This is a genomic window from Aliiroseovarius sediminilitoris, from assembly GCF_900109955.1.
GTDB lineage: Bacteria > Pseudomonadota > Alphaproteobacteria > Rhodobacterales > Rhodobacteraceae > Aliiroseovarius > Aliiroseovarius sediminilitoris.
The window spans coordinates 1,951,312-1,978,267 of record NZ_FOJB01000001.1; the positions used below are offsets into that span (position 1 = coordinate 1,951,312).

29 protein-coding genes are annotated in these 26,956 nt (G+C 60.0%); 13 read left to right on the forward strand and 16 right to left on the reverse strand.

The features are described 5' to 3' along the window. Positions 1 to 117 precede the first annotated feature (117 nt). Entirely contained in the window at positions 118 to 540 is a 423-nt protein-coding gene (gene dksA / locus BMY55_RS09620; RefSeq protein WP_091430241.1) for an RNA polymerase-binding protein DksA, read from the reverse strand. Between the two features lie 332 nt (positions 541 to 872). Between dksA and BMY55_RS09625 the strand changes: the two genes are divergently transcribed. The 10 genes from BMY55_RS09625 (at position 873) to BMY55_RS09670 (ending at position 8,130) form a co-directional block, all read left to right on the forward strand. After that, positions 873 to 1,733 (forward strand): AAA family ATPase, encoded by an 861-nt coding sequence (locus tag BMY55_RS09625; protein ID WP_091430243.1) that lies wholly within the window; start codon positions 873 to 875, stop codon positions 1,731 to 1,733. 67 nt (positions 1,734 to 1,800) lie between these two features. After that, positions 1,801 to 2,208, forward strand: a complete 408-nt coding sequence (locus BMY55_RS09630; RefSeq protein ID WP_091430244.1) for an antitoxin Xre-like helix-turn-helix domain-containing protein — start codon at positions 1,801 to 1,803, stop codon at positions 2,206 to 2,208. Further along, complete coding sequence (locus BMY55_RS09635; RefSeq protein WP_245744704.1) at positions 2,205 to 2,909, forward strand: RES family NAD+ phosphorylase; 705 nt, start codon at positions 2,205 to 2,207, stop codon at positions 2,907 to 2,909. Before BMY55_RS09630 ends, BMY55_RS09635 begins: the two co-directional genes overlap by 4 nt. Before the next feature lie 201 nt (positions 2,910 to 3,110). Continuing rightward, positions 3,111 to 3,566, forward strand: a complete 456-nt coding sequence (locus BMY55_RS09640) for a GNAT family N-acetyltransferase (protein WP_091430246.1) — start codon at positions 3,111 to 3,113, stop codon at positions 3,564 to 3,566. 2 nt (positions 3,567 to 3,568) lie between these two features. Further along, a complete protein-coding gene (locus BMY55_RS09645; protein WP_091430248.1) occupies positions 3,569 to 4,945 on the forward strand; it encodes a DUF2927 domain-containing protein in 1,377 nt (458 codons plus the stop codon). Positions 4,946 to 4,993: 48 nt separating this feature from the next. Then, positions 4,994 to 5,152 (forward strand): hypothetical protein, encoded by a 159-nt coding sequence (locus BMY55_RS16930; protein WP_091430249.1) that lies wholly within the window; start codon positions 4,994 to 4,996, stop codon positions 5,150 to 5,152. 9 nt (positions 5,153 to 5,161) lie between these two features. Further along, the gene (locus tag BMY55_RS09655; protein ID WP_091430251.1) at positions 5,162 to 6,346 is read left to right on the forward strand and encodes a vWA domain-containing protein; all 1,185 of its coding nucleotides are present in this window, start codon (positions 5,162 to 5,164) and stop codon (positions 6,344 to 6,346) included. 54 nt (positions 6,347 to 6,400) lie between these two features. Continuing rightward, entirely contained in the window at positions 6,401 to 6,775 is a 375-nt protein-coding gene (locus BMY55_RS09660; protein ID WP_091430253.1) for a hypothetical protein, read from the forward strand. Continuing rightward, positions 6,772 to 7,407: a DedA family protein gene (locus BMY55_RS09665; RefSeq protein ID WP_091430255.1), complete on the forward strand. Its 636-nt coding sequence runs from the start codon at positions 6,772 to 6,774 to the stop codon at positions 7,405 to 7,407. The genes BMY55_RS09660 and BMY55_RS09665 overlap by 4 nt, the downstream gene beginning before the upstream one ends. A gap of 39 nt (positions 7,408 to 7,446) precedes the next feature. Further along, a complete protein-coding gene (locus tag BMY55_RS09670) occupies positions 7,447 to 8,130 on the forward strand; it encodes a M48 family metallopeptidase (RefSeq protein ID WP_091430256.1) in 684 nt (227 codons plus the stop codon). A gap of 74 nt (positions 8,131 to 8,204) precedes the next feature. On the opposite strand, the gene BMY55_RS09675 is transcribed toward BMY55_RS09670, so the two are convergent. Together BMY55_RS09675 and BMY55_RS09680 are read right to left on the reverse strand one after the other, a co-directional pair. Then, on the reverse strand, positions 8,205 to 8,753 hold the full coding sequence (locus tag BMY55_RS09675) for an RSP_2648 family PIN domain-containing protein (RefSeq protein ID WP_091430258.1): 549 nt from the start codon (positions 8,751 to 8,753) through the stop codon (positions 8,205 to 8,207). Then, the gene (locus BMY55_RS09680) at positions 8,750 to 9,964 is read right to left on the reverse strand and encodes an RSP_2647 family RNA methyltransferase (protein ID WP_091430260.1); all 1,215 of its coding nucleotides are present in this window, start codon (positions 9,962 to 9,964) and stop codon (positions 8,750 to 8,752) included. The genes BMY55_RS09675 and BMY55_RS09680 overlap by 4 nt, the downstream gene beginning before the upstream one ends. A gap of 187 nt (positions 9,965 to 10,151) precedes the next feature. Here BMY55_RS09680 and edd point away from each other — a divergent pair, with 187 nt between their 5' ends. Both edd and eda read left to right on the forward strand, forming a co-directional pair. After that, the gene (gene edd / locus BMY55_RS09685) at positions 10,152 to 11,972 is read left to right on the forward strand and encodes a phosphogluconate dehydratase (RefSeq protein ID WP_091430261.1); all 1,821 of its coding nucleotides are present in this window, start codon (positions 10,152 to 10,154) and stop codon (positions 11,970 to 11,972) included. Continuing rightward, the gene (gene eda, locus BMY55_RS09690; protein WP_091430263.1) at positions 11,969 to 12,610 is read left to right on the forward strand and encodes a bifunctional 4-hydroxy-2-oxoglutarate aldolase/2-dehydro-3-deoxy-phosphogluconate aldolase; all 642 of its coding nucleotides are present in this window, start codon (positions 11,969 to 11,971) and stop codon (positions 12,608 to 12,610) included. The genes edd and eda overlap by 4 nt, the downstream gene beginning before the upstream one ends. A 50-nt stretch (positions 12,611 to 12,660) precedes the next feature. Here eda and BMY55_RS09695 read toward each other — a convergent pair whose 3' ends face one another. The 11 genes from BMY55_RS09695 to cysS form a co-directional block, all read right to left on the reverse strand. After that, the gene (locus tag BMY55_RS09695; protein WP_091430264.1) at positions 12,661 to 13,668 is read right to left on the reverse strand and encodes a zinc transporter ZntB; all 1,008 of its coding nucleotides are present in this window, start codon (positions 13,666 to 13,668) and stop codon (positions 12,661 to 12,663) included. Between the two features lie 26 nt (positions 13,669 to 13,694). Next, entirely contained in the window at positions 13,695 to 14,738 is a 1,044-nt protein-coding gene (locus BMY55_RS09700) for a succinylglutamate desuccinylase/aspartoacylase family protein (protein WP_091430266.1), read from the reverse strand. After that, positions 14,738 to 15,643: a 30S ribosomal protein S6--L-glutamate ligase gene (gene rimK, locus BMY55_RS09705; protein WP_091430268.1), complete on the reverse strand. Its 906-nt coding sequence runs from the start codon at positions 15,641 to 15,643 to the stop codon at positions 14,738 to 14,740. The genes BMY55_RS09700 and rimK overlap by 1 nt, the downstream gene beginning before the upstream one ends. Then, the gene (locus BMY55_RS09710; protein ID WP_091430269.1) at positions 15,640 to 16,167 is read right to left on the reverse strand and encodes an ATP-dependent zinc protease family protein; all 528 of its coding nucleotides are present in this window, start codon (positions 16,165 to 16,167) and stop codon (positions 15,640 to 15,642) included. The genes rimK and BMY55_RS09710 overlap by 4 nt, the downstream gene beginning before the upstream one ends. Then, positions 16,164 to 16,451 carry a hypothetical protein gene (locus BMY55_RS09715; RefSeq protein WP_091430272.1) on the reverse strand — a complete coding sequence of 96 codons (288 nt, stop codon included), beginning with the start codon at positions 16,449 to 16,451 and terminating at the stop codon, positions 16,164 to 16,166. Before BMY55_RS09715 ends, BMY55_RS09710 begins: the two co-directional genes overlap by 4 nt. A 128-nt stretch (positions 16,452 to 16,579) precedes the next feature. Further along, a complete protein-coding gene (locus BMY55_RS09720; protein ID WP_091430273.1) occupies positions 16,580 to 17,953 on the reverse strand; it encodes an aspartate aminotransferase family protein in 1,374 nt (457 codons plus the stop codon). Between the two features lie 193 nt (positions 17,954 to 18,146). Continuing rightward, on the reverse strand, positions 18,147 to 19,139 hold the full coding sequence (doeB, locus tag BMY55_RS09725; RefSeq protein ID WP_091430275.1) for a N(2)-acetyl-L-2,4-diaminobutanoate deacetylase DoeB: 993 nt from the start codon (positions 19,137 to 19,139) through the stop codon (positions 18,147 to 18,149). A gap of 3 nt (positions 19,140 to 19,142) precedes the next feature. Continuing rightward, positions 19,143 to 20,330 carry an ectoine hydrolase DoeA gene (doeA, locus tag BMY55_RS09730; protein WP_091432292.1) on the reverse strand — a complete coding sequence of 396 codons (1,188 nt, stop codon included), beginning with the start codon at positions 20,328 to 20,330 and terminating at the stop codon, positions 19,143 to 19,145. Positions 20,331 to 20,453: 123 nt separating this feature from the next. Beyond that, positions 20,454 to 21,251: a squalene/phytoene synthase family protein gene (locus tag BMY55_RS09735; protein WP_091430277.1), complete on the reverse strand. Its 798-nt coding sequence runs from the start codon at positions 21,249 to 21,251 to the stop codon at positions 20,454 to 20,456. Continuing rightward, positions 21,248 to 22,867 (reverse strand): citramalate synthase, encoded by a 1,620-nt coding sequence (cimA, locus tag BMY55_RS09740; RefSeq protein ID WP_091430279.1) that lies wholly within the window; start codon positions 22,865 to 22,867, stop codon positions 21,248 to 21,250. The genes BMY55_RS09735 and cimA overlap by 4 nt, the downstream gene beginning before the upstream one ends. 172 nt (positions 22,868 to 23,039) lie before the next feature. After that, a complete protein-coding gene (gene cysS, locus BMY55_RS09745; protein WP_245744705.1) occupies positions 23,040 to 24,467 on the reverse strand; it encodes a cysteine--tRNA ligase in 1,428 nt (475 codons plus the stop codon). A 222-nt stretch (positions 24,468 to 24,689) separates the two neighbouring features. Here cysS and BMY55_RS09750 point away from each other — a divergent pair, with 222 nt between their 5' ends. Then, positions 24,690 to 25,043 (forward strand): MmcQ/YjbR family DNA-binding protein, encoded by a 354-nt coding sequence (locus BMY55_RS09750; RefSeq protein ID WP_091430280.1) that lies wholly within the window; start codon positions 24,690 to 24,692, stop codon positions 25,041 to 25,043. Here BMY55_RS09750 and BMY55_RS09755 read toward each other — a convergent pair. Both BMY55_RS09755 and BMY55_RS09760 read right to left on the reverse strand, forming a co-directional pair. After that, complete coding sequence (locus BMY55_RS09755; protein WP_091430282.1) at positions 25,040 to 26,038, reverse strand: TDT family transporter; 999 nt, start codon at positions 26,036 to 26,038, stop codon at positions 25,040 to 25,042. The two genes, BMY55_RS09750 and BMY55_RS09755, sit on opposite strands and share 4 nt — an antisense overlap. Positions 26,039 to 26,175: 137 nt before the next feature. Further along, positions 26,176 to 26,955, reverse strand: coding sequence for an HpcH/HpaI aldolase family protein (locus BMY55_RS09760; RefSeq protein WP_218142239.1), 780 nt, complete (start codon positions 26,953 to 26,955; stop codon positions 26,176 to 26,178). Position 26,956: the final 1 nt, after the last annotated feature.

The following is a 26,956-nucleotide window of genomic DNA, read 5'->3' on the forward strand; positions in this document are numbered from 1 at the left end:
CACATGACGACAAGGCAAAAGAAAAGGCGCCGGGTTCTCCAGCGCCTTTTGTCATGGTTCAGGGCGTCATGCCACGCGACAAGTGCGCCCATCCCGTTATTTTCAGCGGTCCGCGGCTTAATCGTCGCGGTGGACTTTTTCGCGACGTTCGTGGCGTTCCTGCGCCTCAAGGCTCAGGGTGGCGATCGGGCGTGCATCCAGACGTTTCAATGAAATCGGCTCGCCCGTTTCCGAACAGTAGCCATATTCGCCTTCTTCAATCCGGCGCAAAGCCTGATCGATCTTGCCAACCAGCTTGCGCGACCGATCCCGTGTACGAAGCTCCAATGCCCGATCTGTTTCTTCCGACGCACGATCCGCGATGTCTGGGATGTTCCGAGTGTTGTCTTGCAAGCCTTCCAGCGTATGGCGGCTTTCGTCCAACAACTCTTCTTTCCAGGCCAGAAGCTTGCGACGGAAATACTCCGTCTGACGCTCATTCATAAACGGTTCGTCTTCGGCAGGACTGTAATCGTCGGGCAGGAAAGTCTCTGCTTTCATACCAACTCCCTCAACTTACCGGACTATAACTACCTAACAACCTTGTTGCCCCACAGGAGTCCGGCTTCTTGTGGCGCTCGTTTACACCCGCTTTTGCCAGATGTCACTAGGCAATGAACGCGATTGGACAAGGTTTTCCCTTATAACGAGCAAGCAACTGAAATATAACAAAAACACTCGGATTAACGTTCTTGCGTGCGACAGGTGTGTGCAGACAGCGTTGGGATCGGCCCGGATCAGGCTTCGGGGAGGTATCCGCACCCTTGCCAAAACCCGACGGTCAAGTTACTTCGCCCGGTAATTGTTCAGACCTGACCGCAAGGGATAGCAGCATGACAAAACGCTTCGAAGGCACCGAAAGCTATGTGGCGACCGACGATCTGAAGGTCGCTGTGAATGCTGCCGTCACGTTGCAACGCCCGCTTCTGGTCAAGGGCGAACCCGGCACCGGCAAGACGGAACTGGCGATGCAAGTCGCAGGCGCACTTGGCGCACGGATGATCGAATGGAACATCAAGTCCACCACCAAGGCTCAGCAGGGTTTGTATGAATACGATGCCGTCAGCCGGTTGCGTGACAGCCAGCTGGGTGATGAGCGTGTGCATGACGTGCGCAACTACATCAAACGCGGCAAGTTGTGGGAGGCGTTCGACGCCGATGAACGCGTTGTCCTTCTGATTGACGAGATTGACAAGGCCGATATCGAGTTTCCCAACGACCTTCTGCAAGAGCTTGATAAGATGGAGTTTCACGTCTATGAGACGGGTGAAACGATCCGCGCCAGGCATCGCCCGATCATCATCATCACCTCGAACAACGAAAAGGAACTGCCGGACGCCTTCCTGCGCCGCTGCTTTTTTCATTATATCCGGTTCCCGGACGCCGACACGCTGGCGAAAATCGTCGAAGTGCACCACCCCGGCATCAAACCCCGCCTGCTGACCGAAGCGCTGACTCAGTTTTATGAAATTCGCGAGCAACCGGGGCTGAAGAAGAAGCCTTCGACCTCGGAAGTGTTGGACTGGCTGAAACTGCTCTTGGCCGAGGATATTGATCCCGAAACGCTGAAACGCGATGGGGCGTCCGCGCTACCGACGTTGCACGGCGCGCTGTTGAAGAACGAACAGGACGTGCATCTGTTTGAACGGCTGGCTTTCATGGCCCGTCGCGACGGGCGTGGCGGACGTCAATAAGGCCACATGATCTTGACATTCAGTCCATATGGTCCTATCTTCTGATCAACACGACAGGAGATGCACCATGCACGCCGCCCCACAACCCATCACCCCGCCTCCGGCCCGTCCGACCTCGGACCATGCGGCTGTGGCGTTGAAGGCCTTTGGCCGCATTGCCGAGGCTTGGGATTTGAAACTGGATGACGCCGCCGCGCTGGCGGATATGTCCACATCCACATGGAAGCGCGCGCGCAATCCCGGTTTCAAGGGCGACCTGACGCGCGACCAGATGCTGCGCTTGTCGGCCCTCGTGGGCATCTACAAATCCCTGCACCTCTATTTCGACGAGACGATTGCCGATCAGTGGATCACCCTTGCCAACACCGGTCCTCTGTTTGACGGCGCCCGTCCCATCGACACAATGATCGCCGATGGGCTGCCGCAATTCCTGCGCGTGCGAAACTATGTCGATGCACTGCGGGGTGGAATGTGAGCGACCCCCTTCCGCTGCGATCGGTCAGCGACCGCGCACTGGTCCGTCTGATCCCCGCCACCTATCACAAACCGCCGGTTTTGCGCGGATTGGTCGATGGCGACGACGAAATGACCCTGTTGGCCGAAGTCGAAGCCATGACCTCGGCCCGCCACATCGCCGAGCGCGGGCGCGATATGGGCGTCAACCGGTTGGAACTGGCATGGGAACGCCGCGCCGCCGATCTTCGCATCTATGGCCTGAGCCATGTGAACGCGGCGTTCACCTATCGCCGGGCGGGGGGCAATCGGTTCAACGACGAGACCCGCGGTGCATGGTATTGCAGTTGGAGCGCGATGACCTCGTTGGCCGAGGTCGGTTATCACTATACCCGCGAGCTGACCCATATCGGCCTGTTCGATACCAAAGTGCGCTATGTCGAGCTGCTGGCTGACTTCATCGGCGACTTCCCTGATCTGACCGGCCAGCCCGGCCACCCCGCCCTGCATGAAGACCCGGCGCGGGGCTATCCGCGTGGGCAGGAGCTGGCCAATCACCTGCGCGCCGACGGGCATCGGGCATTGGTCTATCCGTCCGTGCGTCATCCCGGCGGCACTTGCCTTGTCGCATTCGATGCAGCCGCCGTGCAAAACGTCCGCCCCGGCGCCAAGTGGGAGATTACGTGGTCCGGCAGCCCGGATTTCGACGTGATCGGGCTATAGCGAACGATTCGCGACCCTCACGCATTTTCACCAGATTCTCCTAGTGCCGGATGAGATGCACCGCACAAGATATTGTTTTTCCTCATGGTCATGCAGTAAAACCGCCCCAATTCACGCCATTTCCCTTGGTCAAACCATGACCGCCCCATAAACTCTGACCCTTGCCTGGGGGGGCATAAATGCGGGTGTGATGGTGTTGTTATGGGAGACAATGCGCACATTTCCGTTCGGCCATTGACGCCGTCTGATAGGAACGCGTGGGCACGCCTGTGGGAAGGCTACCTGCGCTACTATGAGACCGAAGTCGCCCCGGAGGTTTATGAAATCACCTTCGCCCGGCTTCTGTCAGAGGATCCGAACGAGTTCCACGGGCTGTTGGCCTGCGTGGGGAACCAGCCCGTGGGTCTGGTGCATTACCTGTTCCATCGTCACGCGTGGAAAATTGAAAACGTCTGTTACCTGCAAGACCTCTATGCCGACCCGTCGGTTCGCGGCACGGGCGTCGGGCGCGCATTGATCGAAGCGGTCTATGCCGACGCCGATCAGGCCGGTGCGCCATCCGTCTATTGGCTGACGCAAGATTTCAACCACACGGCCCGCAAGCTGTATGACCGGATTGGCGTCAAAACGCCCTTCATCCGATATGGGAGGGCGTAAAAATGAGATTGATGACCCTTGCGTCCATGCTGGCCGCGCTCACCTTCAGCGGTTGCTCGGTTCCAATGTCCCCGAACACCCCGCAGGAGGAGGTCGCAACCCGCCGGGTCGCGCTGCCCCCGGCCCTGCCGCCGATGAAAGCCTTCGGCAGCACCCATATCACCCGTCCCACCCGTGCCAACAGCGTGATCGCCGGTGATTTTCTGGACCTGTCTTTCCAGTTGGAAAGCGGGCGGCCCCTGCCTGTGCTGACAAGGTTTGAAGGACCTGTCACCCTGCGGGTCACGGGCGATGCCCCTTCCTACATGATGGCGGACCTCAGCCGCTTGCTGGCCCGGCTGCGGATCGAGGCGGGGATCAATATTCATCAGGTGATGGCCGGTGATGCGGCCTCGATCACGCTTGAGGTCATTCCGAAACGGCAATTGCAGCGCCTTGTACCGCATGCCGCATGCTTTGTGGCACCCAATGTGTCTGGCTGGCAGGAATACAAAGCAGCGCGTGGCACCGCAAAGCTGGACTGGGCAAAACTGCGCAGCCGCACCCGAATGGCCGTGTTCCTGCCAGGCGATGTCAGCCCGCAAGAACTGCGCGACTGCCTGCATGAAGAGGTCGCACAGGCGCTCGGGCCGGTGAACGACTTGTATCGCCTGCATGACAGCGTCTTCAACGACGACAATTTCCAGACCGTCCTGACCGGGTTCGATATGCTGATCCTACGCGCCTATTACGCCCCCGAACTGGCGTCAGGGATGAGCCGAGGGGACGTGGCCGCCCGTTTGCCGGCCATTCTGGCCCGGCTGAACCCTGCGGGTGGGTCCGGTATGCCGCGCATCGGCGGCCAGTCGCCTGCGGCATGGAAAGATGCCATTGAGACGGCGCTGGGCAAAGGACAATCAACAACCCGCCGACGTGACGCGGCCATCACTGCCGTCGCCATCGCCCGCAAAATGGGCTGGCGCGACACCCGGTTGGCGTTCAGCTTGTTCGCCTATGGTCGCCTGCACATGCGCCAAAGCAGCAAGGACGCGTTTGCTGCATTTCGCGAGGCCGAAGCGATCTATCGTGCCAATCCCGAAACTGCGCTTCAAGCTGCCCATATGGGGGTGCAACTGGCTGCCTATGCCTTGTCCGCCGGACAGGCGGACGAGGCGATCACCATTGTGAACACCCATATCGCTCCTGTGAAACAAGCCGAAAACGCCGCCCTTCTGGCCACCTTGATGATGATCAAGGCCGAAGCGCTTGACCTTGCGGGCCGCCCCCGCGAGGCACAGCTTGTCAGGCTCGACAGTCTGGGCTGGGCGCGTTATGGCTTCGGCTCGAACGAGCAGGTCGGCGCGCGGCTCAGCGAAATCGCTGCCATATCGCCGGGCTAGATGGAATGGGGGCACTCACCGACGGCCCTTCGCAAGGGATAAACGCTTATGCTGGTCATCGCAGCACTTCTTCTTGGGGCATTGATTGGCGGTTTGCGCGCCCGCAAACGTGGCGGCAATCGGATGGACATCGCGCAATATGCGACCGTGTATGCCATCGCCTTTGGCTTAATCGCGCTATTCGCCTCGATCATCATCAGCCGCTAGGTCTGCGCGATGTTCCTGCCCTTCTTTGAAAACCTCCGCGCCAACAAGGTGCCGGTCTCTCTGCGCGAGTTTCTTGCGTTTTTAGAGGCGATGAAAGCCGGGCTTGTCACCTATGACATCGAAGGGTTTTATTACCTCGCCCGCGTCGCGATGGTGAAGGACGAACGCAACCTTGACAAGTTTGATCTCGCTTTTTCACAAACATTCGAAGGGCTTGAAGCGATCTCTTCAGAGGAAATTCTGGAAGCCGTCAACATCCCGCAGGAATGGCTTGAAAAAATGGCCGAGAAATTCCTGACCGATGAAGAAAAGGCCCAGATCGAGGCTCTGGGCGGGTTCGACAAGTTGATGGAGACGCTGAAAGAGCGTCTGAAGGAACAGGAAGGGCGCCATCAGGGTGGTAACAAGTGGATCGGCACCGCCGGCACCTCGCCTTACGGGGCCTATGGTTACAACCCGGAAGGCGTGCGCATCGGGCAGGACAAATCCCGCCACCAACGCGCAGTGAAGGTCTGGGACAAGCGCGAGTTTCGCAATCTGGACGATTCTGTTGAACTGGGCACACGCAACATCAAGGTTGCCTTGAAACGCCTGCGCAACTGGGCGCGCGACGGGGCACATGAAGAACTTGACCTTGACGGCACCATTCGCGCCACCGCCGAACACGGCTATCTTGACGTGAAAACCCGGCCCGAACGACACAATGCGGTGAAGGTCCTTCTGTTTCTGGATGTTGGCGGATCAATGGACCCGCATATCAAGGTCGTCGAGGAGCTTTTCTCTGCCGCCCGCGCCGAATTCAAGCATCTGGAATATTACTATTTCCACAACTGCCTTTATGAAGGTGTGTGGCGCGACAATGCGCGGCGTTGGACCGATCAGATCCCGACATGGGAGGTGCTGCGCACCTATGGTTCGGACTACAAATGCATTTTCGTCGGTGATGCCTCGATGAGCCCGTATGAGATTGCCTATCGTGGCGGGGCAAACGAGCATTGGAATGATGAACCCGGTCAGGTCTGGCTGGAACGCGCCCGCGAGCAATGGCCCGAAAATCTGTGGATCAATCCGCTGCCCGAGCATCACTGGCGCTATACCCAGTCGGTGCAGATGATCAGTCAGGTTTTCGAGGGCCGCATGGTCCCAATGACGCTTGAGGGAATTGAGCGCGGGATGAAAGAATTGGGCCGCTAAGCGACGGAAGTCCTGCGCCCACGCGTTCAAGACCCAACCGGCAAGGAAACCGCAATGTTTTCATTTATCAAACGCATCTGGGGCGCGGCCCCAATTGCGACGCTTATTCTGGCGGTCGCTTTGGTCATGAGCGTCTTTTTTGCCGTCCGAACAACCGCCAGCTGGATTTACTGGAACGATCCCGCCCATATCGACCAACCGATCGAAGGATGGATGACCGCCAGATACGTTGCCTATTCGTGGGATGTTCCGCGAAAGGTGATGTTTGAGGCATTGCAACTGGGCCAGCCGGGTGATGGCCCAAGCAGTCTGCGCCGACTTGCGGAGGCGCGCGGTATCCCGTTGGACGTTATGATCGCCGATCTGGAAGCCGCCATTGCCGCGCACCGCGCATCCCAAGCTGACAGCGCAACCGGTGGCCGCCAATGATCACCACCGACGCCATCTTTGCCCTGCTGTTGGACTATGGCCCTGTCGTGGTCTTCCTCTCGGCCTTTCTGTCATGTCTCGCGCTTCCCATCCCCACCTCTCTGATGATGCTGGCAGGCGGCGCGTTTGCGGCGGCGGGGGATCTTTCGCTGGTATATGTCATGCTTTCTGCCTTTGTGGGCGCGGTCATAGGGGATCAGACAGGCTATGCGATTGGGCGATATGGTGGGGCAAGCGCTTTGCAGTGGCTGGCACGCACGCCTGCAAAACGAACCATATTGGAAAGGGCGCGCGCCTTCGTGGACAAATACGGCGGCACTGGCGTTTTTCTGTCGACATGGGCCGTTGCGCCCTTGGGGCCCTGGGTCAATTTCGTGGCTGGCGCAACCGGACTGGGTTGGGTGCGATTTGCCGTTTGGGATATTCTCGGGGAAACGATCTGGGTCAGCCTTTATGTCGGGCTGGGCTATGGGTTTGCATCCCGCATCGAAAGTCTGGCTGCCCTTCTTGGCAATATCGCTGGGCTTTTGGTCGCTGTGATCGTCGCGGTGGTGATGTTGGTCTGGATTCGCGCTGTCCTGAAAGCGAAAGACGCGCAAGAGGCGCTGAAATCTGACGCGTTGTCGCGTTAATCCCTTTCCAGCGGATAAAACAGCACCCATATAAAGCCTATGTTGAAGCTGATCCCCATTCTTCTGCCCATTGCATATGGCCTGCTGCTCTACCACTTCTCGGTCTGGCGCACGCATCGCGAGTTGGACGCACAATCCACGCGGTTGGCGGACCCAAAGCTGAAAGCGTTGACCGACCGAATGGCCGCCGCGTTGGATATCGCGGACATCCCGGTTCACATCTATGAGATTGATCCGGTCAACGGATTGGCCGCGCCGGACGGGCGAATTTTCATCACGCGCGGGTTCTTCAACGAGTATCGGCAGGGGCGAGTCAGTGCCGAGGAAATGGCCAGCGTGATCGCCCATGAGCTGGGTCATGTGGCGCTGGGACACGCGCGCAAGCGGATGATCGATTTTTCCGGCCAGAACGCCTTGCGCACCGTGTTGTCGATGATGATCTCGCGGTTCCTGCCCGGCGCCGGGGTTTATATCGCACGGTTTCTGACACGGCTGGTGGCGGCGGGCCTGAGCCGGGGCGATGAATACGAGGCGGACGCCTATGCGACCGCGCTGTTGATCAAGGCCGGGATCGGGTCGGAGCCTCAGAAGACCTTGTTTGGCAAGCTGGATGCGCTGACCAAAAACCGTGCGGGCGTCATGCCGGCGTGGTTGATGAGCCACCCGAAAACCGCCGAACGGATCGCCGCGATTGAAAAGAACGAAGCAAAATGGGTGCGGTGAGGCAGTAAGGGGCGTCGCCCCTCTGCGCGTGCGCGCATTCACCCCAGGATATTTTTGGCCAGAAGAAACGCCGGTCAGAGCCGTGTTTCGAGCGCTTTGCCCAATCTTGGCAGACGTGCTTTTTTCATTAGCCGACGGATTGTCCAGTCTTCGCCGGACAGGGTGCAGGCTTGTGTCAGTACACGTGCGGCCACGCGGCAAATCCCATCTGGGTTTTCATCAAGAAACGCGCACAGAAAAGGGTCGGGGCTTTCGCGTCGCAGGCCTTCTTCAGCCAGCGTGTGTCGTGGAAAATCGGCATTGTTCGTGGTCAGAAGCACGTCGGCATGCCCTGCGATGGCGGCGGCCAGCACATGGATGTCGTTTTCGTCGGGCAGCCACAGGCGTCTGAGATCGCCATCATTGGGAAGGACACTGGCGTTCGGCCAACGGTCGCGCAACAGCGCGATTTCAGCGCGGGCGACGGTGTCCTGATCGGGGCCGAGTTTGCCAGCGGCGCGCGCCCACTCTTCCAGGATGCGCGGTGACCAGAGCGGGGTGAAGAACCCCTCTTTCGCCGCACCAATCACCATTTCGCGCATCACGGTCGGGTACAGCACGCAGGCGTCGATCAGCACTTTCATGGCAAGAGGCGGAAAAACAGCGCCTTGAGGTAGCCGCTTTCGGCCAGGTGCGGGTGCATCGGGTGATCAGCCCCTGCAAAGCCGGTGTGGATCAACTGGCTGTTGCGCCCTGCCCGGCCGATGCCCCGGATCGACGCGGCACGGAACTTGTCGATCGTCGCGGCGTGCGAGCAAGAACAGAGGCCAAGATAGCCACCGGGAGCCACCAAGGGGGCTGCAAGACGTGCCAATCGTTCATAGGCGCGCAGGCCAGGTTCCAGAGCTTTCCTTGAAGGCGCAAAGGCGGGCGGGTCGCAGATCACAACATCAAACTGCTGATCTTCTTCGGCCAGTGCGGCCAACATTTCGAAGGCGTCGCCCTGCGCCGTTGTAAAACGATCCTCGGCGCCCATCTGGCGCGCGCCCTCTTCCGCCAGGGCCAGCGCGGGTGCAGATCCATCGACCGCCACGGCTTGTGTCGCCCCTGCCGCAAGCGCGGCCAGTGAAAACCCGCCAACATGCGAGAACACATCCAACACCCGAGCTTCGCGGGACAGGCCAGCCGCGAAGGCGTGATTGGGGCGCTGGTCAAAGAACAGCCCGGTTTTCTGTCCGCCGGTCAGATCGGCCATATAGATCGCCCCGTTCATCGGCACCGCCACCGGGGCATCGGGCACCCGCCCCAGCAGCACGACATTCTGGTCATCCAAACCTTCCAGCCCGCGCGCCCGGCCAGAGGCGTTTTTCAGGATGGTCGTCACCCCAGTCACCTGCGCCATTGCGGCGGCCAGGTCGTCCAGCAGAACCTCGGCCCAGGCGGCATTGGGTTGGATCACGGCGATGTCGCCAAAACGGTCGATGATCACACCCGGCAGCCCGTCGGCCTCGGCATGGATCAGGCGATAGAAAGGGGCGTCAAAAAGGGTTTTGCGGTGGGCCAAGGCCGCCGCCAGACGCGCTGCCAGCCATGTGCGGTCAATCACCGCGCCCGGGTCGCGGTCGAGCATTCGGGCGATGATCCGCGAGTTGGTGTTTACAGCAACGGTACCGAGCGGGTCGCGGGCTGCGTCTTCCAATCGTGCGATCGCGCCTGCTTCGATCTTTTTCGTCCGCCGATCCGTCACCAATTCATTGTCAAACACCCACGGCGCACCGTGGCGAATGGCACGTGCGTTGGCTTTGGGTTTCAAACGGATCGTGACGCGATCTGCGCCGTCGGTGGCATCTGCCATGGATCGGTCTTTCAGTTGGTCAGTTTTGCCCTGACTAGCCCCTGCGTTCACGCTTTGAAAGCCTCAAAGCCGATGCGTGCATCAAATCGCACCGGATAAAGGTTGTTAGCGCTATCATTTCCTGTTAGAAGCCCCTGAACCCAACCATCTGTGCCATACTGCAAAGATGAGGAACAGGAACGCAGCCATGACCCTGAACAGCGATCTTCTAAAGGTAACCGAGCGGATCATCACCCGATCCAACGACACGCGGCAAGCTTATCTGGATAAAATCAACCGCGCGGCTGAGGACGGACCCCGGCGCGCGCATCTGAGTTGTTCCGGGCAGGCGCACGCCTATGCCGGGGCCGGACCTGACCAGGATCGACTGGCCGAGGGTCGCGCGCCCAATCTTGGCATCGTCACGGCCTATAATGACATGCTGTCCGCTCACGCGCCTTTCGCGACCTATCCTGACCTGATCAAACAGATCGCGCGCGACGAAGGTGCGACGGCGCAGGTCGCCGGCGGCGTACCTGCCATGTGCGATGGCGTCACGCAGGGCGAAACCGGGATGGAGTTGAGCCTGTTTTCACGTGATGTGATCGCGCTGGCCTCGTCCGTGGCGCTGAGTCACAACACTTTCGATGCGGCCCTCTTCCTTGGCGTCTGTGACAAGATCGTCCCGGGACTGGTCATTGCCGCGGCGAGTTTCGGGCATATCCCGGCGGTGTTCCTGCCGGCCGGGCCGATGACATCAGGCCTGTCAAACGACGAAAAGGCCAAGGTGCGCACACAATTCGCCACCGGCGAGGTCGGACGCAAGGAACTGATGGCGGCCGAGATGGCGGCCTATCACGGCCCCGGCACTTGCACCTTTTATGGCACCGCCAACACCAACCAGATGCTGATGGAGTTCATGGGGCTGCACCTGCCAGGCGCGTCCTTTGTCACGCCGCATACCGACCTGCGGGACGCGTTGACCGCCGAAGGCACACGCCGGGCGCTGGCGATCAGCAAGGACGGAAGCGCAGGCTTTACCCCTGCGGGTCACGTTCTGGATGAAAAGGCGTTCGTAAACGGGCTTGTTGGGCTGATGGCAACCGGCGGCTCAACCAACCTTGTCCTACACCTGCCTGCCATGGCGCGGGCGGCGGGCATTATTCTGACACTTGAAGACTTCGCCGATATCTCGGCCATTGTTCCCCTGATGGCGCGGGTCTATCCGAACGGGCTGGCCGATGTGAACCATTTCCACGCCGCGGGTGGCCTTGGTTACATGATTGGCGAGTTGCTGGAGGCCGGGCTGTTGCACCCCGATGCCAAGACCATCATGGGCGATCTGACCGCCTATACGCAGGACCCGAAACTGGATGGCAACCGGGTCCGTTGGGAACCCGGCCCGCGTGAAAGCCTGAACGACAAGATCCTGCGCCCGGCCTCCGACCCGTTCCAGAAAACCGGTGGGTTGGTGCAATTGTCCGGCAATATGGGTCAGGGCGTGATCAAGGTATCGGCGGTCGATCCGAAACACCACCTGATCGAAGCGCCTGCCCGCGTGTTCCACGATCAGGACAGCGTCAAAGCCGCCTTCAAGGCAGGCGAGCTTGAGGGCGACATGATCGTGGTCGTCCGCTTCCAAGGGCCGCGCGCCAACGGCATGCCGGAACTGCACGGGCTGACCCCGACCCTGTCGGTCTTGCAGCAGCGCGGCCAACGGGTGGCGCTTGTCACGGATGGCCGGATGTCTGGTGCGTCTGGCAAGGTGCCTGCCGCCATTCACGTGGCCCCGGAGGCCGCCGATGGTGGTCCGATCGCGCGTATTCGCGATGGCGATATCATCCGTCTGGACGCGGACAAGGGCACGCTTGAAGTTATCACCGAAGGTGCCATGGACCGGCCCGCCGTTCAGGTCGATCTAAGCGCCAACACAGACGGCATGGGCCGTGAACTTTTTGAAACCTTCCGTCGCGCGGCGCGGCCCGCAACCGAAGGTGCCAGCACCCTGTCCTGGAGGAGACAACCATGACCCCGCAAGAGGCAAGCATTGCCGCCGAAAAAATTTGCCGTTTGGCCCCGGTTGTGCCGGTTCTGGTCGTCGATCAGGTCGCCCATGCCGCGCCCTTGGCGCAAGCTCTGGTCGCAGGCGGGTTGCCCGCGCTTGAGGTGACATTGCGCACCGATGCCGCCCTTGAGGTGATCGCGGAAATGTCCCGCGTCGACGGTGGCGCTGTTGGCGCAGGTACGCTGCTGACGTCGAAAGATGTGGAAAACGCCAAGGCAGCGGGCGCGACTTTCGGCGTATCCCCCGGCGCGACGGACCGTTTGCTGGATGCGTGTGAGGCCAACGACCTGCCGCTTCTGCCCGGTGCAGCATCGGCGTCTGAAGCCATGCGCCTTTTGGAACGTGGCTATACGGTGCAGAAATTCTTTCCCGCTGAAGCTGCGGGTGGCGCGCCGTTTCTGAAATCGCTTGCCTCGCCTCTGCCCCAGATCCGGTTTTGCCCCACCGGGGGGGTCAGTCTGAAAAATGCTATGGATTACCTGTCGCTTCCCAATACGCTCTGCGTCGGCGGGTCATGGGTGGCGCCCGGTGATCTGGTGATGGTGGGCGACTGGGACCGGATCACTGAACTGGCGAAAGAAGCCGCGCAACTTGGTGCCTGAGACATGCGGCGAGCCGAGGTGCAGATACATGCGCCTCGGTTGCCAAACATCTAAAGCCATTTCAGGTATCTGAACATCGCGATCTCGACGACCAGAAGCACTGCGATTGCTCCGCTGAAGATCCAGAACGCATTGTCGTTCGCGACCCCCGGCATGCCGCCGACATTGATGCCCAGCAACCCGGTCAGAAAGGACAGAGGCAGAAAGACTGCCGAAATCACCGCCAGCACGTAGAGGGTGCGATTGGTTTTCTCGGCAAATTCGTTGGCAATGTCATCCTTGATGACAAGCGCGCGTTCTTTGACTTGATCCAGCTCTTCGACATAACCGATCACGCGATCCGTGGTCTCGCGAAAACTCGTGCGCCAGGTATCCCCCGCCCAGACTGGCGGGTCAGACAACAACTCGCCCATCGCGGTGCGCTGTGGGGCAAGATACCTGCGCAGGATCACGGTCCTTTGGCGCAGATCAGCAACGGATTTGCGTGTAGCAGACGTGTCATAGGTCTCCAGGTTGCTTTCGATATCGTCGATCTGGTCCTCGATTGCATCAATGGTCGGCCCGATGCGTTCATTCACACGCGCGATCAGCCGCAAATAGGTCTCGGCGATGGTCGCGGGTCCGGTGCCGTGATCCACAAGTGCTGCCAGAACGTCGCGAACGCTTTGCAGCCGTTGATCGCGCAACGTGATCACCCGCGTCCCATCGGACCAAATGCGAAGCGCAATCATGTCCTCGGACCTTTGTCCGGCGTTCAGGTTCATTCCCCGAATGACGGTGGTCAGACCGGTTTTTCCACGAAACACGCGCGGCCGGGTTTCTTCCGCCAACAATGCCTCGGCGGTGGCCGGGGACAAGCCACTTTGGTCACGCAACCAGGCCTGCGCCCTGTCACTGGCGCGATCCAGATGGATCCAGATCACGTCGTCTTCGGGGGTCCAGCTTTCAACCGTCTGCCAATCCGCGAAGGTCCCACTGCCGTCACCACGCAGAGTGACGGCGAAAACCAGCCCGTCTTCTTCGGGCGCGTCGGTGGTTTGGATTTCATATTCACTCATGTCTCATTACCCGTGCTCCGTCCGCGTCAGATGATTTCATCCTCGTCGAATAATGGATCATCCTCAAGCTGGGCGGAAATGGCTGTCATCTTGTCATCCGCATCCTTGCTGTCTTCGAACCGGGCAACATGGAACAACGCGTCGCCTTCATTCACAATCGGCAGCACGGCACGCCCGACAATGATGCCCGGCAAGGTCGCGACAACATCGGCTTCCACTTCGCCAAACGGGTCCGAGACAACCGCCAGAACATCACCTTGATTGACCGTGTCGCCCTCGGATTTATAGGTGCGCAAAAGCCCGCCCTGCCCGGCCCGTATCCAGCGGCTTGAGGTGCAAAAGGCCGGATCGGCCTTGGTTTTCGAAACGCCTCGTCGGCTGATCATCCCCTGATCCAGAAGCACACGCAGTATGCCCATCACACCAGCGCGGACCGACATTTCGTCAAAACGCAAGGCCTCGCCCGCTTCATACAGCAATACATCGACGCCCGTCTCTTTCGCTGCCGCCCGCAAAGACCCGTCGCGCAAAGGGGACCGGAGCACAACCGGGGCACCGAACAGACGGGCCAAGCGACGCGTCTCGGAATTGTCGGGCGAAATACGGATTTGCGGCAAGTTGGTCCGATGCGCCGCGGCCGAGTGCAGATCAATCCCAAGGTCGCAGCGCGACACGATCTTGCGCAGGAATATATCTGCCAGCCGCGATGCCAGCGACCCGGTGTCAGACCCCGGAAAGCTGCGGTTCAGGTCACGCCGATCCGGCAGATACCGGGATCGGATCAGAAAACCGGGGGCGTTCACAATCGGGACGCAGATCAGGGTGCCGCGCAAGGTTTGCAGGTTCTTGATCGTCAAAAGGCGGCGCACAATCTCAACGCCTATCACCTCGTCGCCATGAATGCCCGCGCTGACAAAGATCGTGGGGCCGGGTTTGCGGCCATGGATGACATGGGCCGACATCGTGACCGGCGTGTGATCCGACAAGACGCTGACCGGCAGGTCGATGGTCCGGCGGCTGCCCGGTGCCACATCAACCCCGCCCAGACGAAACGGTTCGCGGCCCGGCATTAGCCTTTGCCCTTGGTCCGGGTCGAGCCGCGCTTGATGTCTTTCTCAAGAAACTCGATGATCTTTCCTGCCACGTCGATGCCGGTGGCCTTCTCGACCCCTTCCAGACCGGGGGTGGAGTTTACTTCCATCACCACCGCCCCGTGATTGGCGCGCAGCATATCGACGCCACAGACATTCAGCCCCATCGACTTTGCCGCCCGCACCGCGGTTGATCGTTCCTCGGGCGAGATCTTGATCGCCTCGGCGCTGCCGCCGCGGTGCAAGTTCGACCGGAAATCATCGGCAGCACCCGTGCGCTTCATCGCGGCTATCACCCGACCGCCGACCACCAGCGCCCGAATATCCGTGCCACCGGCTTCCTTGATGAACTCCTGCACCAAGATATTCACCTTGGCACCGCGAAACGCCTCGATCACGGATTTGGCCGAGCGGTTGGTGTCGGCCAGAACCACACCGATACCCTGCGTGCCTTCCAGCAGTTTCACAACCAGCGGCGCGCCTCCGGCCAGTTTCAACACCTCGTCCGTCTGTTTCGGGTCATGGGCAAAGGTCGTGACCGGCAGGCCGATCCCGTCCCGCGCCAAAAGCTGCATCGAGCGCAGCTTGTCGCGCGACCGCCCAATCGCCACGGATTCGTTCAGGGGGTAGACGCCCATCATCTCGAACTGGCGCAGCACGGCCAGCCCGTAGAACGTCACGGACGCGCCGATCCTTGGGATCACCGCATCATAGTGGCGCAGCTTTTCGCCGTTGTAATACACTTCAGGCCGCCGCGATGCGATGTTCATGTAACAGCGAAGCGTGTCGATGATATCCAACTCGTGCCCGCGCTGCTCGGCGGCCTCTTTCAAGCGCTGGTGGGAATACAAACCTGCATTGCGGGCCAACATGGCAATTTTCATTCTTCTTCTCCTGTGTGCAGGTCGGGGATGGGCACCGGTCCGGGTGTTACTTCGCGCGGAAGTGCGGCCATGACGGCAATCGGCGCACCGGCCAGATAGGACCGCCGCGGATCCACCAGCATTCTGTGCCTGCGGATCGCGCTGCGCCCAAGGATCACATCAAACTCCATCTTCTCACGATTGGCCAGCGAAACGTCGATCAGCCAGTGCCGCTTGCCGATCACCAGCGTCGTGCGCACGACCAGCCGCCGTTCGGGCACGCCCCCGGTGTTCTTGATATCACGCTCTTCCAGAATGGGCGCACAGATACGGCGTGTGGTGCGGCGGTTTTTCAACGGGATCATGAACTCGACCCACGGGGCACCATCACGGTCAAACACATTCTGATCCACCGCGTGAAGCGCCGATGTGCGCGCGCCGGTGTCCACCTTGGCGGGCAGATCAAAGATACCGAATTGAGGGAGTGAGATATGTTCGCGCCAGCCAATGATCTGCTGCGGGTGAGCCGTTCTAGGCTTTGTCATGCGTGTTGTCCAAGCGTGTCATCATTGGCCCGCCGATAATTGGTGAAAGAGTTCGTGCCCATGACCACAAAGAATACATCCATGTCAATCAACACATAGCCTTTTTCGAACAGACACCTCGACAGGTGCCGAATGTCATTTTCATACAGCCTGCGCCGTCTGGCCATTTGACGCAGCAACTTGGCCGATATGCGATACCGCCCGCCGGGTTTGCCCCCGAATTGGCGACTATAGAGATCGGCCAATTGGGTGGCCGTCTCGTCAATCCAATCTGCCTGATCCATTATATTGCCCTATCAAGGCAAATAATACTTGTCTATGGAAAGATTTCTTTGGCCTTAGACACCATATTGACCAGCGTCGATTTGCAAGGACATGCTTGCGCCCTGCCCTTGCAAATCAGATATTCGCGCTATCCCAACACCGAGGTCACGGCGCGCAGGGTCGCGGCAACCACCGTGTCTGCCTCGTCACGGGTCAGGCAGAAGGGCGGAGCAAAGCCCAAGATGTCACCCTGCGGCATGGCGCGGGCAATGACCTTGCTCTGCTCTAGCAGCTTGGCTGAGATTTGCGGGCCGATCTTGTCGGCGGCGTCAAAGAAGTTGCGGCTGTCCTTGTCTTCGACAAATTCGACCGCGCAGAGCATCCCCTCGCCCCGAATATCGCCCACATGGGCATGATCCGACAGGGCGTCTTTCATCCCTTGCTGCAAATACTTGCCCACCTTACCCGCGTTCTCAATCAGGTTCAGATCATCAATCAGCTTCAGGTTCGCAACCCCCGCCGCCGCGCCGATCGGATGGGCGGAATAAGTCCAGCCATGGCCGATCGGGCCGTTCTCGTCCGTGCCTTGCTCCAGCACTTTCCAAACCCGGTCGGACACGATGGACCCGGACAGCGGCGCATAGGCCGATGTCAGCCCTTTCGCGATGGTGATGATGTCCGGCGTCATGCCGTAATGGTCCGACCCGAACATGGTGCCCAGCCGTCCAAACCCGGTCACGACCTCGTCGGCGATCAACAGGATGTCGTGTTTTTTCAAAACCGCCTGAATGGCCGCCCAATAGCCTTCGGGTGGCGGGACGATGCCGCCCGTGCCCAGAACCGGTTCGCCGATGAAACCGGCGATGGTGCCCGCTCCTTCGCGGTCGATCAGCGCCTCAAGCTCGGCCACGCAATGGGCGACGAAATCGGCCTCGCTCTGGTCCAAGTCATCGCGACGGAAATAATACGGCGCTTCGGTATGAATCACCTGCGCCAGCGGCAGGTCGAATTTTTTGTGAAACAGTTCAAGCCCTGTCAACGATCCGGTAACGAGCCCTGACCCGTGATAGCCCCGCCAGCGCGAAATGATCTTCTTCTTCTCGGGCCGTCCAAGGATATTGTTGTAATACCACAGCAATTTCACGTTGGTCTCGTTTGCATCCGAGCCGCCCAGCCCGAAATAGACCTTCGACATATTTGCAGGCGCGCGGTCCAGGATCATCTTGGCCAGCGTGATCGACGCCTCGGTGCCGTGACCCACATAGGAGTGGTAATAGGCCAGCTCGCGCGCCTGATCAGCGATGGCATCCGCGATCTCGGGCCGGCCATAGCCGGCATTCACACAATACAGACCGGCAAACGCGTCCAGCAGCTTGTGGCCGTCACGATCCTCGATATGGACGCCAGATGCGGTGCGAATTACGCGGGTCGGGCTTTCGCCGCGCGCGTGTTGGGCCAGATGGGTCGAGGGATGGAAGAAGTTTTCGCGATCCCACGCGTCAAGTTGGTCATTGTGAAGCATCGCTTACCTCAATCGTTCAGGCGGCGCGCCGCCGGGTTTACAGACGATAGGAGCTTTGGCGCATGGACCCTTGGCGTCTTGCGGCGTTGGGTCGGGCGGGTCAGCTCCGCTCAGCCCCAGCAGCAGCGCGCAATGCCTTTATTGCTTGGGTCAGAATCGGAATACCGCAAGACCGGTGCGAAATCCAGTGCTCTCAGCGGTCGGCCACACCGATCACAGCAACGCAATCCCCGGACTTGACCAGACCCGGATGATGGCGGCTGATCAATATGCCGTCACGTCGGGCGTGGTAGTCAACCGGCAACTGGCCGGTGCGGTCCAGCGACCAGCGGCGGGCCACGACATCACCCTTTCGAACCGGATCGCCCAGGTCGATCATCGCTTCGTAAAGTCCATCGCCTTCACTGAACAGGAAGCAATTATCATCTGGCATCGTCAGGGTCACGGTGTCGTCAATCTGCATCTCGCCTTGCAGAATGCCGCAATGGATCAACACGTTACGCACGCCCTTTTTGGCAATGGCATTGGAGCGCGCGGTGGAGGTGCCCCCGCCGCCCAGTTCCGTCGTGACCAGAACCTTGCCCATATCCTCGACCGCGGTGTCATACATGCCGACATTGTCAATTTCGAGCAATTGAACCGAATATGGCGCGTTGAACGCCTGCATGGCACGCACGCAGTCGGCCTCAAGCACCTTGTCGTCCAGAATATGCACCGCAGCGAAGGGCAGGAAATCCAGCGTCTTGCCGCCGGAGTGGAAATCAACCGCGATATCGGCCATCGGCAGCAGAACGCGCTGGAAATAATCGGCAATCTTCTCGGTGGGCGTGCCGTCCGGGCGGCCGGGGAAAGACCGGTTCATGTTGCCCTTGTCGATGGGCGACGTGCGGGTGCCGGCGCGAAAGGCAGGATAATTGAAGGCAGGCACGATGATCACCCGCCCCGTGATTTCTTCAGCTTTCAGGGTCACGGTCAGTTCTTGCAAAGCAATCGGCCCTTCATATTCGTCGCCATGATTGGCCCCGGTCAAAAGCGCCGTGGGACCGGGGCCGTTCTGAATGACCGTGATCGGGATCATGATCGACCCCCAGGCGCTGTCATCGCGGCTGTAAGGCAGTCTGAGAAATCCGTGATGTTCGCCGTCCTGATCCAGCGGAATGGTGGGCGTGATCGGGTTCTTGATCATGGCCTAATCCTTCACAAACATCTTGCGCGGCACATTGGACAGGCATTCAGGTCCGTCCATACCAATGCGTATGCTTTCGGTGATTTCGAACCCCCAATCGTCCATCCACAGTCCGGTCATGAAGTGGAACGTCATGTTTTCCTCAAGCACCGTCTTGTCGCCGGGGCGCAGCGACATGGTGCGTTCGCCCCAGTCGGGCGGATAGGACAGACCGATGGGATAGCCGGTGCGGTTGTCCTTTTCGATCCCGTATGTCTTCAGCACATCAAAGAAAGCCAGCGCGATATCTTCACAGGTATTTCCGGCGCGCGCCTTCTCCAAACCGGCCTCCATCCCCTCAAGCACTGCCTTCTCGGCGTCAAGAAATATCTGCGTGGGTTTGCCCAGAAACACGGTGCGCGACAGCGGGCAGTGATAGCGGTGGACGACGCCTGCGATCTCGAAAAACGTGCCTTCGCCGGATTTCATCGGCTGATCGTCCCAGGTCAGATGCGGGGCGGCTGCATCCGCGCCGGACGGCAGCAGAGGCACGATGGCCGGATAATCGCCCCCATACCCCAGCGTATCGTCATGGCGCAGCCCGGCGTCATAGATCTCGGCCACCAGATCGCATTTGCGCAGACCGGGTTCGACCTTGTCGAATATCCGCTGGTGCATCTTTCCAACGATCTGCCCGGCCTGGCGCATAAAGGTGATCTCGGCCTCGGACTTCACCGCGCGTTGCCAGTTCACCAAGGCTGTGGCGTCGGTGAATTGCGCGTTGGGCAGGTGCATTTGCAGTGACGCAAAGGCGGCGGCGGTGAACCAGTAATTGTCCATCTCGACCCCGATGCGGCCGTGGCCAAGCCCGCGATCCGCCAGTTGGGCGGAAAGGTAGTCCATCGGATGACGCTCGGTGGATTGCACGTAATGATCGGGGTATCCGATGATATTGTCCGGCGACATATGGCAGGTGCGCAGCGCGCCTGCTGCGTCCTGACCACGTCCGAACCAGATCGGCGCGCCGTCCATCGTGACAATCACGCATTGGTGGACATAGAACGACCAGCCATCATAACCCGTCAGCCAGTTCATATTCGACGGATCGGTGACGATCAACAGATCAAGCTCACGTCGCGCCATCTCGCGTCGCGTCTTTGCCAGCCGGTCCTGATATTCGTCCCGCGTGAAAAAGAGTTTCGGTGCCACCATCCCGTTCATCCCCGGCAATTGCTTCAAGGCAGTCCTGCCTACCTGACGCAAGGATGTGATTCTTGGCAAGCGTTGTGATGAAGGATCTGTGCCGCAGGTGCCCGAGGTCGCGCTGGTGACGGGCTACCACCGCCCAGACAGGCTGCACCACAGCAAAGCGCCGCGGCGGGAAAATTCGGACTGGCCCAATGTTCCGTCCAAGACCGAATGAGGGGATTTCTGCGCCTGACGCAAGATCGCAGGACTTCGCCACGCGCTGCGCAACGCGGCGTTGCCGCCCTTGCCCAGCACGGTATGCGCGTGTTCAAGCGCTTGAAGCCCGGTCTCGGACAATTCGCGGATCGTGTCCACGTCAGGCAGGACATGCCCCCGGCCCGCCGCCTTCAGCGCCGGTTGAGACATCAGCCAATTGGCAATGCCCAATGCCTCGCCCAACCCCTCCAATGCATGATCCTTTGCGTGATTACCTTCGAAATCGGTCAACCCTGTGGCTTGTCCTGCCGCCAGCATCAACGCCCCCGAGGTGCTGCGCGAATAAGCGCGGATCTGGTCGGTGTGGCGACGCGGCTCGCCCTGCGCATCGCCTTCGCGCGCCTCAAGCATCGTCAGCAAAGGCGCTGCGCGCACATCGCCCCAAATGACCAGCTGCGACAGCGGCGTTGCAACATCGTGTTTCGGTGCCTCGCGCCCCTCAACCGCCGCTTCGATCACGTCGCGCCAGAATTGCAGACGGATCATTGCGACCATCGGCTCCTGCGACATGTAAGGCGCGCGCGCGATCTCCAGATTGAACGCATAGAGTGGAAACAGGCGTTTGCGTTCCTTTACATCGCCCGTCATTGTGGCCATGAACCGGTCGGGGTCGCCCTTCTGCACCATTTCGGCGCAGGCGGCGATGGGATCGTGCGGGGCATCGGTCATGCAGGCTTGGCCCCGTCACGCAAGAGCTTCCAGGTGATGGCATCCAACAGCGCCTGGAACGACGCATCGACGATGTTAGGGCTGACCCCCACGGTCGACCAGCGGTGGCCGTCACGGTCTTCGCTGTCTATGATCACGCGTGTCTGCGCCTCGGTCCCGCCCTGAGTGATGCGCACCTTGAAATCAACCAGATGCAGGTCGTCGATGATGTCCTGATAGGGGCCAAGATCCTTCGCCAGCGCCTTTGCCAGCGCGTTCACCGGGCCGCGATCGGTGCCGGACGCGTCCATGCTTTCCGACACGGACAGCTTCTTTTCATCGCCGATTTTTACCACCACGATAGCCTCAGACAGGCTGACCGTCTGGTTGCGTTTGTTCTTGCGCCGCTCGATCGTGACCTTGTAGCGCTTCACTTCGAAAAATCTCGGCAACTGTCCCAGCACGTCGCGCGCGACCAGCTCGAACGAGGCTTGTGCACTGTCATAGGCATAACCCTGATCTTCACGTTCCTTCACCCGGTTCAGGATGTCGCCCAAGCGCGGGTCGTCCGGCGCGACGTCAATCCCGGCATCGGCCAGCCGCGCGCGCAGGTTCGATTGGCCCGCTTGGTTGGACATCGGCACGATACGGGCATTGCCGACGGTTTCTGGCGGGATGTGTTCATAGGTCGTCGGGTCTTTCAGAATGGCAGACGCGTGCAACCCCGCCTTATGTGCAAAGGCGGACGAGCCGACAAAGGGCGACGCTTTATTCGGGACGCGGTTCAGGATGTCATCCAGCTTGCGAGATATGCGGGTCAGGCCTTGAAGGGCATCCCGTTTGACGCCGGTTTCAAACTGGCTGGCATAGGGTTCTTTCAGCAAGAGCACCGGGATCAGCGTCGTCAGATTGGCGTTGCCGCAACGCTCGCCCAGCCCGTTCAGCGTGCCTTGAACCTGCCGTGCGCCCGCGTCGATGGCGGCCAGAGAGCATGCCACCGCGTTGCCGGTGTCGTCATGGGTGTGGATGCCCAGATGATCGCCGGGAAGACCTGCCGCGATCACCGCTTTGGTGATCTGGTGCACTTCGTGCGGCAGCGTGCCGCCATTGGTGTCACACAGCACGATCCAGCGCGCGCCTGCGTCAAAAGCGGCTTTCAGGCACTTCAACGCATAGTCGGGGTTGGCCTTGTAGCCGTCAAAGAAATGTTCCGCATCGTAAAGCGCCTCGCGCCCCTGCGCGACCAGATGAGCGACCGAAGCGCGGATGTTTTCCACGTTCTCGTCCAGTTCGATCCCCAACGCGGTGGTGACGTGGAAATCATGGCTTTTGCCCACCAGACAGACCGCAGGCGTGCCCGCGTTCATCACGCCCGCCAGCACCTCGTCATTCTCGGCCGAGCGCCCTGCCCGTTTGGTCATCCCAAACGCGGTGAAGGTCGCACGGGTCTTGGGGGCGGCGGCGAAAAAGTCACTGTCAGTCGGGTTCGCGCCGGGCCAGCCGCCTTCGATATAGTCGACGCCAAGGCTGTCCAACGCGGTTGCGATCTGCTGTTTCTCAGTGAGCGAGAACTGCACGCCTTGGGTTTGCTGGCCGTCACGAAGCGTGGTGTCGTAGAGGTAGAGGCGTTCGGTCATAGTCCTGCCCCCCCGGCCGTGGCGCTTGCGGCACGGCCAGCGCCCGATTGCATTTGACACACCGGGTCGCCTGCGGCCCGGTTCGCCCCCGCCCCGCCCCCCAGGGCGGGGGCGAAGACACCCCCACCCTCGGGTCGTGGGCGAACCTGTGTTTTGCTTTGAAGTGAAGGCATCACAGGCCCTCCAGCTTGGAGGGGTCGAAGTCGGCGGTGAATTCGTAGTCGACCTTGTCCGGCCCGATCATGATCTTAACGCCGGCTGCTTCTAGATTAGCCTTGATGGAATCCGCTTTCGCCCAGTCTTTTGCGGTGCGAGCGGATTGCAACTCAGCAATCATACTGTTCAGCAGGACCTCGTCGACTGCCTCCTTGATGTATGCCATTGTGTTCAATCGGCCTACGTCGAGATCAGTAAATCCCATGAAGCGGACATTCGCGAAGAAGCGCCGCATTGCCTCCGAGTCCTTCTCGGCAAACATTTCCGCTTCCTTGCGGAGTTGCTTCAAGCGCAGCATGGCCTCATGCGTGTTCAGATCATCGCCAAGGGCGTCAAGTAACTGCTGATCGACAAGATCGGCTATTTCGTCGTCTTCAAGTTTTTTGCTTAACCCTTGTCGCTCTAGTTTGTGCCAATGGCGCAAATGGGACTCCGCCTCCGCCCGCTTCTTTTCCGTCCAATCCATCGGCTTGCGATAATGCGTGCCAAGGAACACAAACCGGATCACCTCGCCCGGCACGCCTTGTTCCAACAGATCATGCACGGTGAAGAAATTGCCCAACGACTTGGACATCTTCTTGCCCTCGACCTGCAACATCTCGTTGTGCAGCCAGTAGTTCGCAAACCCGGCGTCGGGATGGGCGCATTTCGACTGGGCAATCTCGTTCTCATGGTGCGGGAACTGCAAATCGTTGCCGCCGCCGTGGATGTCGAAGGTCGCCCCCAACAATTCATAGCTCATGGCCGAGCATTCGATATGCCAACCCGGACGGCCCCGACCCCAGGGGCTGTCCCACCCCGGCAGATCATCGGTCGAGGGCTTCCACAGCACGAAATCCATCGGGTTGCGCTTATAGGGTGCAACCTCGACCCGAGCACCGGCGATCATGTCATCGACGGACCGGCCAGACAGACGACCATAGTTCTTGTAGCTCTCGACCGCGAACAGCACATGCCCTTCGGCCTCATAAGCGTGGCCCTTGGCGATCAGATCCTCGATCATGGCGATCATCGGCCCGATGAACTCGGTCGCGCGAGGCATTTCGTCCGGGTCCAGCGCGCCCAACGCCCGCATATCGTTCAGATACCAGCCGATGGTCTCATCCGACCGCTCGTGCACCAGCTCTTCCAAGCTGCCTTCGGCACCCGCTTCCTTGCGGGCCAGTGCGGTTGCGTTGATCTTGTCATCCACGTCGGTGAAGTTGCGCACATAGGTCACGTGATCCGGCCCATAGACATGGCGCAGCAGGCGATAGAGCACATCAAACACCACCACGGGGCGCGCATTGCCCAGATGGGCGCGGTCATAGACGGTCGGCCCGCAGACATACATGCGGACATCATCGCGGTTGATCGGCTCGAAGGGCCGCTTCTTCCGTTGCATTGTATCGTGGAGTTGAATTTTAACTTCCATTATGTCCTCGTGCGTCCGCGCAAGCGTCATCCCGCGGCGGGCTTAGCAACTTCCTGACATGTATGGAATAGAAGAACGGCCCGCCTGTGTGTCTCAGCAGGGAATGCAGCAGATAATGTTGATGCTTTTCCGTTTCATGCGACACACGCTAACACCCTTCCCCGCGCCTGCCAAGCGGGTTATCGTGCGCCCATGACACGTGACGCTGTGAACAACATCTGCAAGACCCTGCCCGGCGCGGACTGGTCCGAACCGTTCGGACCCGGCCATGACGTGTGGAAAGTGGGCGGCAAGATCTTCGCGGCCATGGGGGCTGTGACCGAAGGTGTGTCGGTCAAGACCCCTGATATTGAGACCGCCGCGATGCTGATCGAGGCCGGAGTGGGCATCAAAGCCCCTTATTTCCATCGGTCTTGGGTGCTGTTGCCATTGGATGTGGGGCAGGACGAGCTGACCCACCGCATTCACCGATCCTATGCGCTGATCCGGGCGAGCCTGACCAAGAAAACCCAGGCCGCTCTCGCGCCGTTTGATCCTGACACCTAGGCCGTTGCGGCGTTGGTTTTCGCTGCCAACACGCCTTGGGTCCACATCTGAATGATCTTATAAATGATCGGCAATATGATGAGTGTGGCGGCGACCAGACTTGCACCCGCAACAATCCGCAAGATGTCGCTGCTTGTGACCACGGCACCCAGTTGCATGAGGCTGGAAAATGCTGCCAGAGGGAAGGTGAACGCGCCCCAAAGCGGGCTGAACCCGGCCTTCAACAGCCAACGCGCACACCCGATCAACCCGCTCAGGATGATTATGGACATAACGCTGAACACCAAGGCCATCTGCGTCTCTCCCAACAGATAAGCGCCGGTGCCCAACACGCTTGCCGGGACCAGGTGGATGGCCAACAGCGGACGCAGCGGGCCGGGGATGCGGGTGCGCAGAAACTGGGCGGCACTGGCACCCCAGACAATCGCGGCGACAAAGAACCCGCCCCAGAACGCAATGGTGGCAAAACCGGTCCAGCCAAGCGGCACGGCGGCCAGCGGGATCAGCACGAAACCGGCAAAGATCAGGTGCCAGACGGGCGTTACAATCCGTGTCTCGACCGGTCCGGTGATCAGCTTGTAGATGACCCGGCCGGCAAGCATTACATGCGCCGCAAAGGTCAAAAGAAGCATCGCCCCCGCCAAAACCAGCGAGAACGGTTCAATGGTGGCAGCAAGCAGATAACCGGTCAACACCATGGCCGCCAGACCCGCACGGCCCGGCAACACACGCAGATCCTCGGAAAAAATGCCGGTGCGCTGCATGAATTTCATGGCATAAGCCGCTAGGCTGAAAAGATAAAGCAAGGTCAGGGCACCCAGCATAATCTCTCCGATCGCGGCGGGAGCAGCCAGTATATCGGCGGCACGCCGCCACGCCAAACCAAGCCCGAATGCCCCCATGATCGGAGTGAACACCGCAGGCGGCATCCGTTGAAACATCCGGGTCTTCGGCGGCAGGGGCGGAGGTGGCGGAAAATACGGGGCTTTGGCCATCGGGGAATCCTTGAAGCGCAATCCTTGAACACAACTTGGCTCATTTAACCCGAGTGGCCACACAACGAAAGCCCTGCTGTCTTGTCGGATTGCCGCATGTCGCGACGTTGGTCGCGATCCGCCCAGAACTTTCGGGATCAGGCGGTGGTTGCCGCGCGCGCGGTCCGCAGGTTTTCAGCCAGTGCAAGACGCAGAAGCGAGGCCTCGGACCCTACCCCAAGAAATGTCACACCAAGATCAGCGTAATAGCCGAAATTGGCGTGGTCATAATGCAGAATACCCGCCGCTTTACCGGCCGCTTGGATGCGCTCCACCGTATGTGCAATCGCCTCTTTCACGTCCGTGTGGCCGGGATTGCCGCGATGGCCCATGTCAGCCGACAGATCAGCCGGTCCGATAAAGACGCAGTCAACCCCGTCCGTGCCTGCGATTTCATCAATATTTTCAACGGCAAGGCGGGTTTCGGCCTGCACGATCAGACATGTTTCGTCATTCGCGTTTGTCAGATATTCGTCGACCTGCCCAAAACGTGCAACCCGTGCGACCCCCGACCCCATGCCGCGTCGCCCCTCTGGCGCATAGCGTGTGGCTGCCACCAGACTTGCCGCTTGCTCGCCGGTGTCGACCAACGGCACCAGAAGGCTTTGCGCGCCCAGATCCATCACCTGCTTGATCACCCAGTCTTCCCCAATCGGCACCCTCACGATAGGCGAGATGTCGAACTGCCCAAGCACGCGCAATTGCGTTTGAATAAGGACGGGATCATAAGGCGCATGTTCACCGTCGATCAGCGCCCAATCATAACCGGTGCCGCCAACAAGCTCTGTCGCAGACGGACTGCCGAGGTTCAGCCAAAGACCAACCTGCATGTTGCCCGCGCCAAGCGCGCGTTTCAGCTTGTTTTCAGGCGCTTTCATC

What these genes read in the sequence shown, in the direction of transcription:
- dksA (WP_091430241.1), bottom strand. Translation starts at nt 540, where the DNA reads ATGAAAGCAGAGACTTTCCTGCCCGACGATTACAGTCCTGCCGAAGAC.
- BMY55_RS09625 (WP_091430243.1), top strand. Translation starts at nt 873, where the DNA reads ATGACAAAACGCTTCGAAGGCACCGAAAGCTATGTGGCGACCGACGAT.
- BMY55_RS09630 (WP_091430244.1), top strand. Translation starts at nt 1,801, where the DNA reads ATGCACGCCGCCCCACAACCCATCACCCCGCCTCCGGCCCGTCCGACC.
- BMY55_RS09640 (WP_091430246.1), top strand. Translation starts at nt 3,111, where the DNA reads ATGGGAGACAATGCGCACATTTCCGTTCGGCCATTGACGCCGTCTGAT.
- BMY55_RS09645 (WP_091430248.1), top strand. Translation starts at nt 3,569, where the DNA reads ATGAGATTGATGACCCTTGCGTCCATGCTGGCCGCGCTCACCTTCAGC.
- BMY55_RS16930 (WP_091430249.1), top strand. Translation starts at nt 4,994, where the DNA reads ATGCTGGTCATCGCAGCACTTCTTCTTGGGGCATTGATTGGCGGTTTG.
- BMY55_RS09655 (WP_091430251.1), top strand. Translation starts at nt 5,162, where the DNA reads ATGTTCCTGCCCTTCTTTGAAAACCTCCGCGCCAACAAGGTGCCGGTC.
- BMY55_RS09660 (WP_091430253.1), top strand. Translation starts at nt 6,401, where the DNA reads ATGTTTTCATTTATCAAACGCATCTGGGGCGCGGCCCCAATTGCGACG.
- BMY55_RS09665 (WP_091430255.1), top strand. Translation starts at nt 6,772, where the DNA reads ATGATCACCACCGACGCCATCTTTGCCCTGCTGTTGGACTATGGCCCT.
- BMY55_RS09670 (WP_091430256.1), top strand. Translation starts at nt 7,447, where the DNA reads ATGTTGAAGCTGATCCCCATTCTTCTGCCCATTGCATATGGCCTGCTG.
- BMY55_RS09675 (WP_091430258.1), bottom strand. Translation starts at nt 8,753, where the DNA reads ATGAAAGTGCTGATCGACGCCTGCGTGCTGTACCCGACCGTGATGCGC.
- BMY55_RS09680 (WP_091430260.1), bottom strand. Translation starts at nt 9,964, where the DNA reads ATGGCAGATGCCACCGACGGCGCAGATCGCGTCACGATCCGTTTGAAA.
- edd (WP_091430261.1), top strand. Translation starts at nt 10,152, where the DNA reads ATGACCCTGAACAGCGATCTTCTAAAGGTAACCGAGCGGATCATCACC.
- eda (WP_091430263.1), top strand. Translation starts at nt 11,969, where the DNA reads ATGACCCCGCAAGAGGCAAGCATTGCCGCCGAAAAAATTTGCCGTTTG.
- BMY55_RS09695 (WP_091430264.1), bottom strand. Translation starts at nt 13,668, where the DNA reads ATGAGTGAATATGAAATCCAAACCACCGACGCGCCCGAAGAAGACGGG.
- BMY55_RS09700 (WP_091430266.1), bottom strand. Translation starts at nt 14,738, where the DNA reads ATGCCGGGCCGCGAACCGTTTCGTCTGGGCGGGGTTGATGTGGCACCG.
- rimK (WP_091430268.1), bottom strand. Translation starts at nt 15,643, where the DNA reads ATGAAAATTGCCATGTTGGCCCGCAATGCAGGTTTGTATTCCCACCAG.
- BMY55_RS09710 (WP_091430269.1), bottom strand. Translation starts at nt 16,167, where the DNA reads ATGACAAAGCCTAGAACGGCTCACCCGCAGCAGATCATTGGCTGGCGC.
- BMY55_RS09715 (WP_091430272.1), bottom strand. Translation starts at nt 16,451, where the DNA reads ATGGATCAGGCAGATTGGATTGACGAGACGGCCACCCAATTGGCCGAT.
- BMY55_RS09720 (WP_091430273.1), bottom strand. Translation starts at nt 17,953, where the DNA reads ATGCTTCACAATGACCAACTTGACGCGTGGGATCGCGAAAACTTCTTC.
- doeB (WP_091430275.1), bottom strand. Translation starts at nt 19,139, where the DNA reads ATGATCAAGAACCCGATCACGCCCACCATTCCGCTGGATCAGGACGGC.
- doeA (WP_091432292.1), bottom strand. Translation starts at nt 20,330, where the DNA reads ATGGTGGCACCGAAACTCTTTTTCACGCGGGACGAATATCAGGACCGG.
- BMY55_RS09735 (WP_091430277.1), bottom strand. Translation starts at nt 21,251, where the DNA reads ATGACCGATGCCCCGCACGATCCCATCGCCGCCTGCGCCGAAATGGTG.
- cimA (WP_091430279.1), bottom strand. Translation starts at nt 22,867, where the DNA reads ATGACCGAACGCCTCTACCTCTACGACACCACGCTTCGTGACGGCCAG.
- cysS (WP_245744705.1), bottom strand. Translation starts at nt 24,467, where the DNA reads ATGCAACGGAAGAAGCGGCCCTTCGAGCCGATCAACCGCGATGATGTC.
- BMY55_RS09750 (WP_091430280.1), top strand. Translation starts at nt 24,690, where the DNA reads ATGACACGTGACGCTGTGAACAACATCTGCAAGACCCTGCCCGGCGCG.
- BMY55_RS09755 (WP_091430282.1), bottom strand. Translation starts at nt 26,038, where the DNA reads ATGGCCAAAGCCCCGTATTTTCCGCCACCTCCGCCCCTGCCGCCGAAG.
- BMY55_RS09760 (WP_218142239.1), bottom strand. Translation starts at nt 26,955, where the DNA reads ATGAAAGCGCCTGAAAACAAGCTGAAACGCGCGCTTGGCGCGGGCAAC.